This window comes from Bradyrhizobium sp. Kon69 (genome assembly GCF_055807515.1).
Genome location: NZ_JBVVOS010000006.1, coordinates 41,287 through 56,337, shown reverse-complemented (window position 1 = coordinate 56,337; position 15,051 = coordinate 41,287). Strand labels below are relative to the sequence as shown.

General features: G+C 63.6%; 13 protein-coding genes and 1 pseudogene. 5 read left to right on the top strand and 9 right to left on the bottom strand.

Annotation, left to right across the window (positions count from 1 at the left end):
* The gene (locus tag AC0L3U_RS10120) at positions 1-1,455 is read left to right on the top strand and encodes a sensor histidine kinase (protein WP_473361640.1); all 1,455 of its coding nucleotides are present in this window, start codon (positions 1-3) and stop codon (positions 1,453-1,455) included.
* A gap of 117 nt (positions 1,456-1,572) precedes the next feature.
* Here AC0L3U_RS10120 and AC0L3U_RS10115 read toward each other — a convergent pair.
* Positions 1,573-2,873: pseudogene (locus AC0L3U_RS10115) on the bottom strand (M20/M25/M40 family metallo-hydrolase).
* A gap of 276 nt (positions 2,874-3,149) precedes the next feature.
* Here AC0L3U_RS10115 and AC0L3U_RS10110 point away from each other — a divergent pair.
* Positions 3,150-4,238, top strand: a complete 1,089-nt coding sequence (locus tag AC0L3U_RS10110) for a TRAP transporter substrate-binding protein (protein ID WP_473287362.1) — start codon at positions 3,150-3,152, stop codon at positions 4,236-4,238.
* Positions 4,239-4,316: 78 nt separating this feature from the next.
* Here AC0L3U_RS10110 and AC0L3U_RS10105 read toward each other — a convergent pair whose 3' ends face one another.
* The 5 genes from AC0L3U_RS10105 to AC0L3U_RS10085 form a co-directional block, all read right to left on the bottom strand.
* Positions 4,317-5,972 carry a TRAP transporter large permease gene (locus tag AC0L3U_RS10105; RefSeq protein ID WP_473361639.1) on the bottom strand — a complete coding sequence of 552 codons (1,656 nt, stop codon included), beginning with the start codon at positions 5,970-5,972 and terminating at the stop codon, positions 4,317-4,319.
* Positions 5,973-6,000: 28 nt separating this feature from the next.
* Entirely contained in the window at positions 6,001-6,582 is a 582-nt protein-coding gene (locus AC0L3U_RS10100) for a TRAP transporter small permease subunit (RefSeq protein ID WP_473361638.1), read from the bottom strand.
* 169 nt (positions 6,583-6,751) lie between these two features.
* The gene (gene moaA / locus AC0L3U_RS10095; protein ID WP_219682533.1) at positions 6,752-7,786 is read right to left on the bottom strand and encodes a GTP 3',8-cyclase MoaA; all 1,035 of its coding nucleotides are present in this window, start codon (positions 7,784-7,786) and stop codon (positions 6,752-6,754) included.
* Positions 7,787-7,894: 108 nt separating this feature from the next.
* Entirely contained in the window at positions 7,895-8,395 is a 501-nt protein-coding gene (locus tag AC0L3U_RS10090; RefSeq protein ID WP_473361637.1) for a hypothetical protein, read from the bottom strand.
* Positions 8,396-8,531: 136 nt separating this feature from the next.
* Positions 8,532-9,221 carry an HAD-IA family hydrolase gene (locus AC0L3U_RS10085; protein ID WP_473361636.1) on the bottom strand — a complete coding sequence of 230 codons (690 nt, stop codon included), beginning with the start codon at positions 9,219-9,221 and terminating at the stop codon, positions 8,532-8,534.
* A gap of 176 nt (positions 9,222-9,397) precedes the next feature.
* Here AC0L3U_RS10085 and rpiA point away from each other — a divergent pair, with 176 nt between their 5' ends.
* Genes rpiA through gor form a run of 3 tightly spaced genes read left to right on the top strand, consistent with a single transcriptional unit; the run spans position 9,398 to position 12,076 of the window.
* Positions 9,398-10,111, top strand: a complete 714-nt coding sequence (gene rpiA / locus AC0L3U_RS10080; protein WP_473361635.1) for a ribose-5-phosphate isomerase RpiA — start codon at positions 9,398-9,400, stop codon at positions 10,109-10,111.
* Between the two features lie 2 nt (positions 10,112-10,113).
* Positions 10,114-10,632 carry a DUF2059 domain-containing protein gene (locus tag AC0L3U_RS10075; protein ID WP_473361634.1) on the top strand — a complete coding sequence of 173 codons (519 nt, stop codon included), beginning with the start codon at positions 10,114-10,116 and terminating at the stop codon, positions 10,630-10,632.
* 55 nt (positions 10,633-10,687) lie between these two features.
* Entirely contained in the window at positions 10,688-12,076 is a 1,389-nt protein-coding gene (gor, locus tag AC0L3U_RS10070) for a glutathione-disulfide reductase (RefSeq protein WP_473361633.1), read from the top strand.
* 6 nt (positions 12,077-12,082) lie between these two features.
* On the opposite strand, the gene AC0L3U_RS10065 is transcribed toward gor, so the two are convergent.
* The 3 genes from AC0L3U_RS10065 to AC0L3U_RS10055 all read right to left on the bottom strand — a co-directional run bounded on the left by AC0L3U_RS10065 (position 12,083) and on the right by AC0L3U_RS10055 (position 15,034).
* A complete protein-coding gene (locus tag AC0L3U_RS10065) occupies positions 12,083-13,222 on the bottom strand; it encodes a hypothetical protein (RefSeq protein WP_473361632.1) in 1,140 nt (379 codons plus the stop codon).
* Between the two features lie 336 nt (positions 13,223-13,558).
* Entirely contained in the window at positions 13,559-13,744 is a 186-nt protein-coding gene (locus AC0L3U_RS10060) for a hypothetical protein (RefSeq protein WP_106943635.1), read from the bottom strand.
* Between the two features lie 63 nt (positions 13,745-13,807).
* Entirely contained in the window at positions 13,808-15,034 is a 1,227-nt protein-coding gene (locus AC0L3U_RS10055) for a carboxylate-amine ligase (RefSeq protein WP_473361631.1), read from the bottom strand.
* Positions 15,035-15,051: the final 17 nt, after the last annotated feature.

The window sequence follows — 15,051 nt, the reverse complement described above, 5'->3', positions numbered from 1 at the left end:
GTGGCCCGGATCGGATCTCTCGCCGGATTCCGCGCCGGGATCCATGCGAGGTCGCCGACGTTCAAATCGCTGATCTGGCGCATCGTGTTCCTGCACATCGTGGCGGTCGCTGTGGTCGCGATCTTCCTGCCGCTGGTGCTGTTCTGGCTGCTCAATTCCGAGATCGACCAGCTGCATCGCGATGCCATGCGCGCCCAGGCCGAGGTGTTGGCCGAGCGCATCGTCGCCCAGCCCGACGGCCTGCTGACGTTCAACCTGCCGGACAGTCTCAAGGGTCTCTATTCGGAAGCCTATGGCCGCTACCAGTACGACATCCGCGATGCCGAGGGACATCTGCTGTTCTCGTCGCGTCGCAAGACCGGCACTACCACGGCCGCGCCACCGCCGCTCTCCGAGACGATTTCCGGCGCCGGCGTCACCCGCACCATCGACGGCAAGGTGATACGCATTCGCGTCGCGGAGGACCTCGCGCACCGCGACGTCATCATCGACGACATCGTGTCGAACTTCTTCCGGCGGGTCGGGTGGATCACCATTCCGATCCTGCTGGTCCTGCTCGCCATCGACATCATCATCTTTCGCCGCGCTGTCGCGCCGCTGTGGAAGGCCTCCGAGGAGGCAAGCAATATCGGTCCGGCGCGCACCGACATCCGCCTGCCGACGGAGCAGATTCCGCGCGAGATCATGCCGCTCGTCACCGCCGTCAACCAGGCGCTCGACCGCCTCGAGGACGGCTTTCGGGTGCAGCGGCAGTTCACCGCCGACGCCGCGCATCAATTGCGCACGCCGCTCGCGATCCTGCGCACGCGGATCGAGACGCTCGGCGATGGCGCTGCAAGGCAGGCGCTGCATGCCGATATCGAGGGCATGAGCCGCATCGTCGCGCAGCTGCTGGAGATCGCCGAACTCGACACGCTGGTGCTCGATCCTGGCGAGACCGCGGATTTGCGCGCGGTCTGCGCCGAGGTGGTCGGTTCAATCGCGCCGCTCGCGATCGCGCAGCACAAGGACATCGCGCTGAGGGGCACCGAGGGGCCGGTGCTGATCCACGGCAACTCCGTGATGCTCCAGCGCGCGATCTTCAACCTCGCCGAAAACGCCATCAAGTTCACGGCAAAGGACACGTCGGTCGATGTCGATGTGAGCGAGGACGGTGCGGTGCGCGTGCGCGATTGCGGCCCGGGAATTGCGGAAGCCGAGCGCGAATTGATCTTCCAGCGCTTCTGGCGCGCCGACCGCCAGCGCAGCGACGGCGCCGGCCTCGGGCTGTCGATCGTGCGCGCCGTAGCGGATGATCACGCGGCGACGGTTGCGGTCGAGAATCGTCCGGGCGGCGGCGCGCTGTTCACGCTGCGGTTCAGGCTGGCGAAGGCATCCAAGGCGATTGAGAAGAACGGGCGCGTCATTGACGCTGCACCCTCTCCCCTTGTGGGAGAGGGTGGCTCGCCGCGGTAGCGGCGAGGCGGGTGAGGGGTCGTCTCCGCGAAGCCAATCTCTCCATGGAGTGCGCGGAGAGAACCCCTCATCCGGCGCTTCGCGCCACCTTCTCCCACAAGGGGAGAAGGAAGAGCACTATTTCAGCTTGCCGGTGGACAAATCCATGATCATGCGCGTGGTCAAATAGAGACGCGGCACGATGCTGTCGAGTTTGACATATTCGGCATCGTTGGAATGCGCGCCGAAGCCCGACAGGCCCATGCCTTCGACCACGGCTCCGTTGGTCCTCAGCGCGGCAAACGCCGCGTCGGTGCCGCCGCCGGTCGCTTTCTCGTCGACCTTGAGAGGCAGTCCGAGCTCCCCATAGATCGTCTTGCCGTGGGCCGCGACGCGACGTGAGGCATCGTTGGCTTCAAGCGGCGGACGGCGCACCTCGAATTTCAGCGCGACCTTGGAATCGGGCAACAGGTGATTCTTGATCTTCTCCTGCAGCGTTTTCTCCAGCTCGTCGAAATCGGCGACCTTGAGCGCGCGCGCGTCGGCCTGGGCCGTTGCCTCGGCGGGGATCACGTTGCGGTTGGTGCCGGCCTTGGAGACCGTCCAGTTCAGTTTCAGGCCTTGCTCTGGTTTGGACAGGTCCTTCATCTGCAGCAGCTGGTGCGAGAGTTCGTACAGCGCGTTGACGCCGCCCTCGGGCCGCGAGCCTGCATGTGAGGACTTGCCCTGCACCGTGAGATAGGCCGAGCCGATGCCGCTGGTGGCCAGCCGCAGCGTGCCGTCGGTGCCGCCGCCTTCGAACGAAAACACCACATCCTGATCCGCGGCGAACCTGGTGATGGTGCTGCGCCAACCGGGGATGAGATCTCCTCGTCGCCATTGGTGAGCACCGTGAGCGTGCCATAATCCCGGAAGCTCAGCTTCTGCAGCAACGCCACGGTATGGAGAATGAGCGCGACGCCCTGCTTGTCGTCGGCAATGCCGAGGCCGTAGGCCTTGTCGCCGTCGATGCGGAACGGTTGATCCTTCAGCATGCCCTTCAGGTACACGGTGTCCATGTGGGCGATCAGCATGATCTTCTTGCTGCCCGTGCCCTTGAATACGGCGTGTACGGCCGGGCCGATCTTCTCCGGTGTGTCGTCGAGGCGATAGACGTCGGTGGGTTGCAGGATCTCCACGGTGCCGCCGAGCTGCTTGAGCTGGCCGGCAACGCGCTCGGCGATCTGGTTCAGGCCTTCGACATCCTTGCTGCCGGATTCGATGCTGACGAGATCGCGCAGCGTGTCGAGCAGCGGCTGCTGCTCCTTTTGCGCCAGCGCATGGACGTCGGCCATGACATTCGCGCTGGGCTCGGCATGGGCCGGCATTGCCGCACAGGCCAGCCAGAGCGACGCGATCAAGGGAGCAACGAGCGATGGAGCAGGGTGCGATCGAGGCATGCGTGGCGGCCTTGGGTTGGGGGATGGCGCGGTATGCCCGTGTTTCCGGCGCTTGTCACGCCCGGCGCAGCCGTCATGCCGGGCCGAGGCGGACATGATGTCGAGAGGCAGGGCCGCTGGCCGCCTAAGCCTAAAGTCGTAGGACGGACGGCGCGGGAGCTGGGCATTTTTGTCCCTCACATCGTGAGGGATGGAAATCGGGCGACACATGTTCCATGCTGGCCGCCAAGCCTCGGCAAGAAGGCCCACCGTCACAATCCATCAGGGTAGGAAATCATGAAAAGACGAGATTTCATCAAGGTCACCGGGCTTGGTGCGGCGGGTGTCGCCACGCTCGCCGCTCCAGCGATCGCGCAGACGACGCCCGAGATCAAATGGCGCATGCCGACGAGCTGGCCGAAATCACTCGATACGCTCTATGGCGGCGCCGAGATGATGGCCAAGATGGTCGCGGAGGCGACCGACAACAAATTCCAGATTCAGACATTTGCCGGCGGCGAGATCGTGCCGGGCCTCCAGGTGCTCGATGCCGTGCAGAACGGCACCTGCGAGATCGGCCATACCGCGTCCTACTATTATTTTGGCAAGGACCCGACCTTCACCTTCGGCTCGGCCGTGCCGTTCGGACCGAACATGCGCATCAACCAGGCCTGGTACACACTCGGCGGCGGCAGGGACATCCTCAACGAGTTCTACAAGAAGTACAACGTCGTCTCGCTGCTTGCCGGCAACACCGGCTGTCAGATGGGCGGCTGGTTTCGCAAGGAGGTCAAGACGCCTCAGGACTTCAACGGGTTGAAATTCCGCATCGGCGGCTTCGCCGGAAAAGTGATGGCCAAGCTCGGCGCGGTGCCGCAGCAGATCGCCGGTGGCGACATTTATCCAGCGCTGGAGAAGGGCACCATCGACGCGGCCGAATGGGTCGGACCGTATGACGACGAGAAGCTCGGCTTCGTCAAGGTCGCGCCGCATTATTACTTCCCGGGCTGGTGGGAAGGCGGGCCGATGCTTCTGGCCTTCGTCAACCAGGACAAATGGAATGCGCTGCCGAAGCACTATCAGAGCATCCTCGAGCAGGCGGGGCACTACGCCAACAACTGGATGATGGCGAAGTACGACCAGTCCAATCCGCCGGCGTTGCGGCGCCTGCTCGCGGCCGGCGCCAAGCTGCACCCGTTCTCACCCGAGGTCATGCAGGCCTGCTTCAAGGCGTCAAAGGAGCTGCACACCGAAGTCTCGGCCACCAACCCGGACTTCAAGAAGGTCTATGAATCCCTGACCGCGTTCTCGAACAATGGATATCAGTGGTTCCAGGTCGCCGAAGTCGGCTATGACAACTTCATGGCGCGCAACTCGCAGAGCTGATCGCCGGGCGCACGATCGGCCCAAACGAAAAAACCCGGAGCAAAAGCTCCGGGTTCTTTTTTGCAGGCGGGCCGGGCGCTATTGCTTCGGCTGGCCGAAGTCGAGCGGCGGCAGATCGATCTGGGGAATGTCGATCTTGATGCTGTTGGGATCGACGGTGGACTGTACGCCCTTGTAGTGCATCACCATCGACGGGAACATGATCACGAGCAGCACCATGATCATCTGAATCACGACGAACGGCACCGCACCCCAATAGATCTGTCCCGTCGTGACCGGCTCCATGCGCTTGCCGGTGACGCGATCGGTATAACGTTCCTTTGGCGCCACCGAGCGCAAATAGAACAGCGCAAATCCGAACGGCGGATGCATGAACGACGTCTGCATGTTGACGCCGAGGATGACGCCGAACCAGATCAGGTCGATGCCGAGATGCTCGGCCGCAGGCCCGAGCAGCGGGATCACGATGAAGGCAAGCTCGAAGAAGTCGAGGAAGAACGCCAGCACGAACACGAAGGTGTTGACGAAGATCAGGAAGCCGATCTGGCCGCCGGGCAGGGAGGTCAGCAGGTGCTCGACCCAGACATGGCCGCTGACGCCGTAGAAGGTGAGCGAGAACACGCGCGCGCCGACCAGGATGAAGACGACGAACGCGGACAGCTTCGCCGTCGACTCGGTAGCTTGACGGATCAGGTCCCAGGTCAGCCGCCGCTTCGCGGCTCCGAGAATGAGGGCGCCGGCTGCGCCCATGGCGCCGCCTTCGGTGGGGGTCGCGACGCCGATGAAGATCGTGCCCAGCACCAGGAAGATCAGGAACAGCGGCGGCACCATGACGAAGGTGGTCTGTTGCGCCATCTTCGAGAGGAAGCGGTAGCCCGTCAGCTTGTCGAGGATCCAGTTCGCGATGGCGACGAAGAACGCGAAGAGGATCCCGAAGAACATGCTGAGCACGACGAAGTCGGCGCCGTGTGTCTCCGAATTCCGCATCATGAACCAGCCGAACACGCAGCTCGCCAGGAACAGCACGCCGAGCGACTTCAGGCCGCGGTCGCCGCTCTCCTCGCGGAAACCGATGGCCTCCTTGGGAAGACCCGGCGCTGCCTTCGGGAAAATCATGGTCACGAGGAACGCGTAACCCGCATAGAGACCGGCGAGCACCAGGCCCGGAATGAACGCGCCCTCGTACATGTCGCCGACCGACTTGCCGAGCTGGTCGGCCATCACGATCAGGACGAGTGAGGGCGGAATGATCTGCGCCAGCGTGCCGGAGGCCGCGATGATGCCGGTCGCCACGCGGCGATCGTAGCCGTAGCGCAGCATGATCGGGAGCGAGATCAGGCCCATCGAGATCACCGAGGCCGCGACGACGCCGGTGGTCGCCGCAAGCAGGGCGCCGACGAAAACCACCGCGTAGGCGAGGCCGCCGCGGATGGTGCCGAACAACTGGCCGATGGTGTCGAGCAGATCCTCCGCCATGCCGGAGCGCTCGAGCACCAAGCCCATGAAGGTGAAGAAGGGAATGGCGAGCAGCGTGTCGTTGTTCATCACGCCGTAGACGCGCTCGGGCAGAGCCTGGAGAAAGTCCGGGTGAAATTGCCCGAGCTGAACGCCGATGATGGCGAAGAACAGGCCGACGGCGCCGAGCGAAAATGCCGCCGGATAGCCGAGCAGCAGCACGATCACCAGCGTCGCGAACATGATTGGCGCCATATTGGCGACGATAAACGCGGTCATTGAATCCCCCTACGATGCCGCTTGGCGATCACTTCTGTTCGATCGCTTCAACGAGATGCTCGACTTCGGCCTCCAGCGCCGAAATCTGCGACTCGTGGGGATCCGGAATCATGCCACGCATGATGGCGATCCGCTTGATCAGCTCGGAGATGCCTTGAACAAGCAGGAGCGCAAAGCCGATCATGATGAGCGACTTGGCCGGCCATTGCGGCAGGCCGCCCGCATTGCCGGATTGCTCGTTGATCTGGAGTGAGCGCAGGAAGAACGGTACCCCGGTGACGATCATGACAACGGTCAGCGGGATCAGGAAGAAGATGTGCCCGATGATGTCGATGATGTTGCGAGCTCGCTTCGGCATCATGCTGTTGAAGATGTCGATCCGGATGTGCTCGTTATCGAGCAGCGTCCAGGACGCGCACAGCAGGAACACGATGCTGAAAAGCACCCATTGCAGCTCGAGCCACGAGTTGGAGGACGTGTCCAACGTCTTTCGAATGATCGCATTGACCGCCGAGATGACGACGGCGACCAGGATCAGCCAAGCCAAACGCTTGCCGGTCCAACGTGTGAACGCGTCAATTCCATTGCTCAGCTTCAGGAGCGCTTGCAAGATTGGTCCTCCCCGATTTGCCCCGGCCGTCTTGACTGCGCCGAGTGGCGCGTTGGCTTGTCTCGCCGCGCAGGCATGAGGCAGCCGCACCAAACCAGCGAGTTTGCCGCCAGTCAATCGGAAGTTTGTTGATAGTTAAGGGGAATAAGCCGCGGCCGGGCAGCCGATGCTAGCCGCCGGTGACGCTCATGTGCCTGCTGACGCTGGGGCGGTCGTGGCGGCGGTCGATGATGAAATCGTGGCCCTTGGGCTTCAGCCCAATGGCGCGATCGATCGCATCCGCAAGCAGCGAATCGTCGTCCGATGCACGCAGAGGTTTGCGCAAATCGGAGGCATCCTCGTGGCCGAGGCAGGTGTGCAGCGTTCCCGTGCAGGTGACGCGCACGCGATTGCAGGATTCGCAGAAATTATGGGTCATCGGGGTGATGAAGCCGAGCTTGCCGCCGGTCTCGGCGACGCTGACATAGCGCGCCGGCCCGCCGGTGCTCTCGGCCAGATCCGTCAGCGTGAACTGCTGGGCGAGGCGCGCGCGCACCAACGACAGCGGCAGATATTGGTCGATCCGTCCCGATCCGATCTCGCCCATCGGCATGACCTCGATCAGCGTCAGCCCCATGCCCTTGCCGTGGGCCCAGCGCATCAGGTCGGGAAGTTCGTCCTCGTTGAGATTCTTCAGCGCCACGGCATTGATCTTGACCGCGAGGCCTGCAGCGCGTGCCGCCTCGATGCCTTCCAGCACCTTGTCGATCTCGCCCCACCGGGTGATCTCGCGAAACTTCTGCGGGTCGAGCGTGTCGAGCGAGACGTTGATGCGGCGGACGCCGCAATCGGCGAGCTCGCTTGCGTATTTCGCAAGCTGGGTGCCGTTGGTGGTCAGCGTCAGCTCGCTCAACGCGCCGCTCTTGAGATGCCGCGACAGCGAGCGCACCAGCGTCATCACGTTGCGGCGGACCAGCGGTTCGCCGCCGGTGAGCCGCAGCTTCTTCACGCCCTTGGCGATGAAGGCCGAGCAGAGCCGGTCGAGTTCCTCCAGCGTCAGCAGGTCCGCCTTGGGCAGGAACGTCATGTCTTCCGACATGCAGTAGAAGCAGCGAAGATCGCAGCGGTCGGTAACGGAGACGCGCAAATACGAGATGGTCCGTCCGAACGGATCGGTCATCGCGCTCGACAGCGCGGCGCGGGGGCTCGCGGAAAGTCCGTTCATACCAAATGCCTTGTCACTTGCGGCGACTGGAACAGCTTTGCTTCAGCTGCGCCCTGAACGCAATCTAAGCATCGGTGGCGTCAGAGACAATTGGGGGGATGACGGAGGTCAGCGCTTGCCCGTGTTCGGATCGGGGAACGGCGAGCCCGCGGCCGGTGCGGCAGCAGCCGCCGGGGCAGCGGCGGGCGCCTCCGGTTTCGGCTTCTTCGGCCGGTGCGGCTTGCGGACCGGTTTTTGCGGAATGGCCGGCTGGAGCTCCGCGAAAACCGGGTTGGGGTCGGTGGTGACCGAGGCGGGGGTCGTGAAGTCGCCGGGATTCCTGATGACGTTCACCGGCACGCTCGCCGGCTGGTATTTCGGCAGCGCGAAAGCGACCGTGAAGGGGGCGTCGGGGGCGGGAACCGACACGGAGCAGGGGGTCTTGCAGCCTCCACCTAGTGAGGTCGTGGCGTCAGCACCCGGAGGATTGGATTCGAGTCGGACCTGGACGGTCGGCGGGGCCGATTTGAACATGTCCCAGGACACCGAAGACATCGAGGAGCAGCCAGCAAGGCTCGTTGCCCCGATGACGCTTACTCCAGCTAATGCAAACGAGATGACACGACGCATGACATCCACCTAGTGCGGCGAACCGCCACATCCCTAGACAAACTTAGGAGCGTCGTTCCGAGCGAGCAACCGGCGGCCCGCGCATAGTTAGTAGATGGTTAACGCGGGATTCTGCGGAATAACCAAACTATCTCAGCTACTTGAGAGCTTCCTGCGCAGTCATCAGGCTGTGGGCTGCGGCCGGCAGGTCGCGCATGTGATGGATCAGCCGGTCCGGCTTCAGCTCGGCAATCGGCACGTCCGTATAGCCGAAGCTGACGCCTATCACGGGAACTCCGGCGCGCCGGGCCACGCCGACATCGGGTCCGGCATCGCCGACCATGATGCTGGCTTTGACCTCGCCGCCGGCCCGCGCCACCGTTTCCCGGAAAATGGTCGGATCGGGCTTCTGCACGCCAAATGTGTCGGCGCCGCAGATCGCGGCGAAGCGCCGGCTCAGGTCGAGCTGGTCCAGCAGGCGCTTCGACAGCCATTCCAGCTTGTTGGTGCAGACGGCGAGACGATGGCCCTGGGCCGCAAAATGGTCGAGCGCGGCCTCCAGCCCCTCGAACGGCCGGGATTCGACGGCGATATTGTCGGCGTAATAGGCGATGAAATCGGCCGTCATCCGGTCCATGTCGGCAACCGTGACGCTGCGGCCCTCGGCCTCCAGCCCCCGCTCGATCAGCTTGCGGGCGCCGGCGCCGATCATGTTGCGGGCCGAGGCCATCGGCACGGGCGGCAGCCCTTCGCGGTCGAGCACGTAATTGAGCGCGGTGATCAGGTCGGGCGCCGTATCCACAAGCGTGCCGTCGAGATCGAAGACGATGGTGTGGGAGGGGATCATGGCCCAGCGCTACCGGCCCGGCCCCGCCCGCGCAAGGGCCGAAGCCATAAGATCACCTTATAAGGTGGACCCGGAGGCCCGTTCCCCCAGACCCTGTTCTCCGAGGGAAAACGAGGCTACACAGGCCGCCGCGAGCCTATCGGGCAGCACACTCGTAATTCAGGGACGGCGCAAACGTGAATATGGACCAGTTGAAGCGGCAGGCTGCGGCGCGCGCCCTCGAGGACGTCCGAGACGGCATGCAACTCGGGCTTGGGACCGGCTCGACCGCCAAACATTTCGTCGAGCTGCTCGGCGAGCGGGTCCGCGCCGGACTGAAAGTGATCGGCGTGCCGACCTCCGAGGCGACGCGCCTCGATGCGCTGCGATGCGGCGTGCCGCTGACCACTCTGGATGAGATCGACCATCTCGACATCACTGTCGACGGCGCCGACGAGATCGACCCCGAACTCAATCTGATCAAGGGCGGCGGCGGCGCGCTGTTGCGCGAGAAGATCGTGGCGGCCGCCTCGGATCGCATGATCGTGATTGCCGACGACACTAAATGGGTGCCGACACTCGGCCGCTTTCCGCTGCCGGTCGAGGTCATCCCGTTCGGGCTCGGCGCAACGCGGCGCGCGATCGAGAAGGCGTTTGCGGAATGCGGCGTTTCCGGGCAGATGGCGGTCCGCAACGGCAAGGACGGCCACGTTTTCGTCACCGATGGCGGCCACTGGATCGTCGATGCCCAGCTCGAAAAAATTGAGGATCCCGCGCGCCTCGCCACGGCGTTGAGCGCGATCCCCGGCGTCGTCGAGCATGGTTTGTTCATCGGCTTGGCCAGCTCGGCTGTTTTGGCGGGTGGCGAGGGAATTCGCGTGATTGAACGGCGAAAGCCGAAAGGAGACTAGGAATGAAGAGCGTTTTGAAATTGTTGCCGGTCGCGACCCTCGCTGTGGGACTGGCCCTCTCGGTCGCCCCGGCCGTGGCTCAGCAGGCCGCCGGGCAGAAATCGACGCCGGCGGCCATCGCGGCCGCCAAGGAGATCCTGGCAATCAAGAACGCCAGTGCGATGTACGCGAACGCCGTGCCCGGCCTGGTCGAGAAGACCAAGATCGCGCTGATCCAGCAGAACCTGAATTATCAGAAGGACCTCACCGAGGTCGCCCAGGTCGTCGCCCAGCAGCTCAAGGGCCGCGAGAACGAAATCGGCGAGGGCATGGCGCAGGTCTATGCCAGCGAGTTCACCGAGCAGGAGCTGAAGGATCTCGTCACCTTCTACAAATCGCCGCTGGGAAAGAAGCTGATCGAGGCCGAGCCCCGCGCCATCGGGCTGAGCATGGCCTTCATGAACTCCTGGGCCCAGAACTTCTCCGAGACCGTAATGGGCAACTTCCGGGCCGAGATGCGCAAGCGTGGCAAGGAGATCTGACAGTTCCTATCTGATCAGAATCCAGATCATGTTCTGAAAGAGGTCGGAGTGGACAATGGCTGAATTCGACGTCGACCTCTTTGTCATCGGTGGCGGTTCGGGCGGCGTGCGTGCCGCCCGCATCGCGGCCGGCTACGGCTCCCGCGTGATGATCGCGGAAGAGTACCGCATGGGCGGGACCTGCGTGATCCGCGGCTGCGTGCCGAAGAAGCTGTTCGTCATCGGCTCGCATTTCCGTCATGAGATCGAGGACGCCGCCGGTTTTGGCTGGACCGTTCCGCCTGCGACCTTCGACTGGCCGACGCTGATCGCCAACAAGGACAAGGAGATCGCACGTCTGGAGGCGGCTTACACCGCCAATGTCGAGAAGTCGGGCGCGCAGATCGTCAAGAGCCGCGCGGTGATCGAGGACAAGCACACGGTCCGCCTGCTCGAGAACGACAGGAAGATCACCGCAAAATACATTTTGATCGCCACCGGCGGCGCGCCCAATCACGGCGCTCCGATTCCCGGCATCGAGCACGTGATCTCCTCCAACGAGGCGTTTCACCTGACCAAGCTGCCGAAGCGGATCGTGATCCAGGGCGGCGGCTACATCGCGCTGGAGTTTGCCGGCATCTTCGCCGGCTTCGGCTCCGACGTCACAGTCATCTATCGCGGCGACAACATTCTTCGCGGGTTCGACGAGGATGTTCGCGCCCACGTCCGCGCCGAGATGGAGAAGCAGGGCATCACCATTCTCACCGGCTGCACGGTGACGAAGGTCGATCGGCACGGCGAGGAATTCACCACGCATCTGTCGAACGGATCGAGCCTCGCCTCCGACCAGGTGATGTTCGCGATCGGCCGCCATCCCGCGGTCGCCAATCTCGGCCTGGAGAAGGCCGGCGTCGCCATCAACCCGCGGAACGGCGGCATCGCCGTCGACCATTTCTCGAAGAGTTCGGTCGACAGCATCTATGCAATCGGCGACGTCACCCATCGCTTCAATCTGACGCCGGTCGCGATCCGCGAGGGCCATGCGTTCGCCGACACCGTGTTTGGCAAGCGCGAGGTGCAGGTGGATCACGCCAACATCCCGACTGCCGTGTTCTCGCAGCCGGAGGTCGGCACCGTCGGCCTCACCGAGACCGAGGCCCGCGCGCAATTCAGCCATGTCGACATTTACAAGACCACGTTCCGCCCCATCAAGGCGACGATGTCGGGCCGCGATACCCGCGTGCTGATGAAGCTCGTCGTCGACGGTTCAACCGATCGCGTGCTCGGCTGTCACATCGTCGGCGACGCCGCGGCCGAGATCACGCAGGCGGTCGCGATTGCGGTGAAGATGAAGGCGACCAAGGCCGATTTCGATGCGACGATCGCGCTGCATCCGACCGCGTCCGAAGAGCTCGTCACCATGCGCACCCCGACCGCCCGCCACGTCCGCCAGGCGGCGGAGTAACTCCGCTCAGTCGTAGAGATACCCGACGGGCTTGCCCTCGGTGCGCAGGGGACGGATGTCCTTCTGTGTGATGATCTGACCGGCGAGGCCGTCGATCTCGTCGCGTTGCGTCGGCGTCCAGCTGCGGAGGTCGTTCATGCCTTTGAGGAGGCCGAGCCGAAGGACCTGCGTGTTCTCACCCACGCCGACGAGACTTGTGGCGTTCTTGCCCGCCGTCACCACATCGCCGGCCGCGAGCTCAAAGGTCTCACCAGTCTTGTTCCTGAATTCGGCCGTGCCGCGGATGACGCGGTAGATCACGACCTCGCCCTTGGCGAAACATGTGGTGTCCGCCGCTGCCGCCGTGCTCTTGGGCAAGAGCGATTGGCCGCGCGGATCGGTTGCGATGATGTGGCCGGCGACGAGGTGACCGCTCGGGACTTCAATGCCGATGTCGCGCACATAGACCGGCATGGATGATTTGACCGGGCTGTCGGTGAGCGGTTTGAACAGCGCATCCAGCGCGAGCGGGTCCTGGAGCCAAAAGCCTGCGTCCGCAGGGCGATCATGCAGAGGGTGGCTCCATGCCACCCGTGGCGTCTCGTCTTCGTTGATCTGATCCGGGCCGACAATGGTCGGGTTTGGAAACGTCGTCGGATCGGTGATGAAGGCTTCGAGGAATTTGCCGGAATAGCCCATGGAAATTGGATCCGGCGCCACCGTCTGTGGCGTCTTCAAATTCTCTTCGGTCGACAATCCCGACCAGGTATAGAACAGCTGGCGATGCACGATCGCGCTTTGCAGCATCACCGCGCCGGGGCCGACATTGTAGAAGCGCCCGTCATAGTCGAAGGTGAACGCGCCCGAGGTGACCAGCACGAGCTGAAAGCCGCCCGGCGGCAGATGAAGATGGAAATCTGTGGGACCGGTGTCGGGCAGATAGATCGGCAGATTGGTCGCGACTTCGTGCAGCAGGAAGGTTTCGTTGTTGGCGTGAAAGCCCTCATTGGCGCGATTGTAGAGGGCTTGCGGCCGGTACGTTGCCTCGAACTTCGCATTCCGGTCGCGGTCGATCGCCACGAAATCCTGAGCGTTGAGGCGAAGGGGGACGCCGTCCGGGCGGGTGAGGCCGGTGATTTTGAGATCGCTGGCTGCATGCACGTTCATGGCATTCTCCGATTCTAGACCGCTCACCCGGTCTCTCGGCGCACACATCTTGCTGCTCCAATCGGGAGAGCAGGGATCAGGCCTGATGCTGCCTTGCGAATTTTGGGCCAGTCGAAGTGCTGTGCGGCATGCAAGGCTTGGCGACTCGCCGCCACGCGAGGAAAAATCGAGGTTGCACCTGAGGTTAGATGACACGCTTCGCCAGCCTGCATGGCCGGGTTCGCCCAGTCCGCAAGCCTGGCGACGAAACGTGTCTTGTCTAATTTGTCGGCATTCTGGCGCGGACGTGCAGCCGCGCCGATCAGTAGCTACCGGCGGCCGGGCGTCTGAAGCCGTTCATTCGAAAGATCGACGGACGGTCCGTTCGGGCTTGCCGTACGGGCTGTCCGCCCACTTCGCCATGTCCACTGCACGCGCCTCGATGAGCTCGCACCACAGGCAGCTGAGCTCCGCGCGCCCTTTGGCCGAGAGCATCGGAATGAGGCCATGGCCACAGCCGGCGCAACATTTGACGCGATTCATGGTTCTCTCCGCGACCTTCCGGATTCAGGAGCAACATCGTTGCTCCCGAAGCTTGCGCGGGCGCTATGAGGTGGCAGCGACGCCTGCGGCCGGGGCGCTCGTGCCCGCGATCGTCGCGTCTGCGATCCAGCGCGACACGGCGGCGATGTCTTCCGCATTGTCGCGGAAGGCACGAAGCTGGAATTCAGCCGAGCTGCCACGTTCGACGATGGTACGACAGTGTTCGACCTCGGCGGCGCAGTTCAGTGCGGCGGCGTCTTCGGCGATGTCCTCGATCACGCGGGAGAGCAGCTCGGAGATCTCGACCGGCCCGTCCTTGGAGGCAAAGATGCAATCGGTGCCGTAACGCTGGGCGCGCCATTTGTTCTCCACCGCGATCGCGCGTTCGACCGCGGTGACCTCTTTCGATAGGTGAGGCCGCAGGTAGAGATAGCGGGTCAGGCAGCGATAGAGCGAGGCGATGGCAACGGCGTCGTCGACGAAGGTGCAGGTATCGGGCGCACGCAGCTCGAGGGTCGGGTGCTTCATGGAGGGGCGCATGGCCCACCAGATGTGGCTTTCATCGGGGATCACGCCCGAGCGCTGCAATGCGCCGACATATTCGTCGTAGTCCTGCCGGCTCTCGAACAATTCTGGCAGGCCGGTGCGCGGCAGCTCGGAATAGGCGGCGAGCCGATAGCCCTTCAGCCCGGTCTTGTGTGAATTCCAGAACGGGGAGGAGGCCGACAGGGCGATGAACAACGGCAGATGCGGCAGCATCGCTCGCATCACCGCCATGCGCTTTTCGGGATCGGGCAGCTGGACGTGGACATGCATGCCGCACATCAGGTTGCGGTGGCCGATGCTGCGCAGATCCTCGATCATCTCCTCGTAGCGCGGCTTCGGGCTCGGCTGCGACATGCGCCAGACCGCGGTCGGATGTGTGCCGCAGGCCATGATCACGAAGCCATATTGTGCCGCGACGTTTGCGACTTCGCGACGCAGGAAGCGAAGCTCTTCGCGCGCGTCGGCGACGTCGACATGAACGTTGGTGGCGATCTCGAGCTGCGACTGCAACATCTCCCGCATCGCCTGGCCGCCGGTGGACCAGTTCGCAGATTCGAAAAGCTCATTCGGGGTCTGGATCGCTACCTCAAGGCTGCGCCGATCGGCGAGGAAGTATTCCTCCTCGATGCCGAACGAATATTCCGCGGCCTTGCCGCGTCCGCCGGCGGAGCGAATGACGAGGTGCTGCTTGTCTTCCGAGGAATCGAGCCGCAGCAGTTTTAAAACGTCTGATGCAAATGTCATTGTGCCACCCGGCCAAG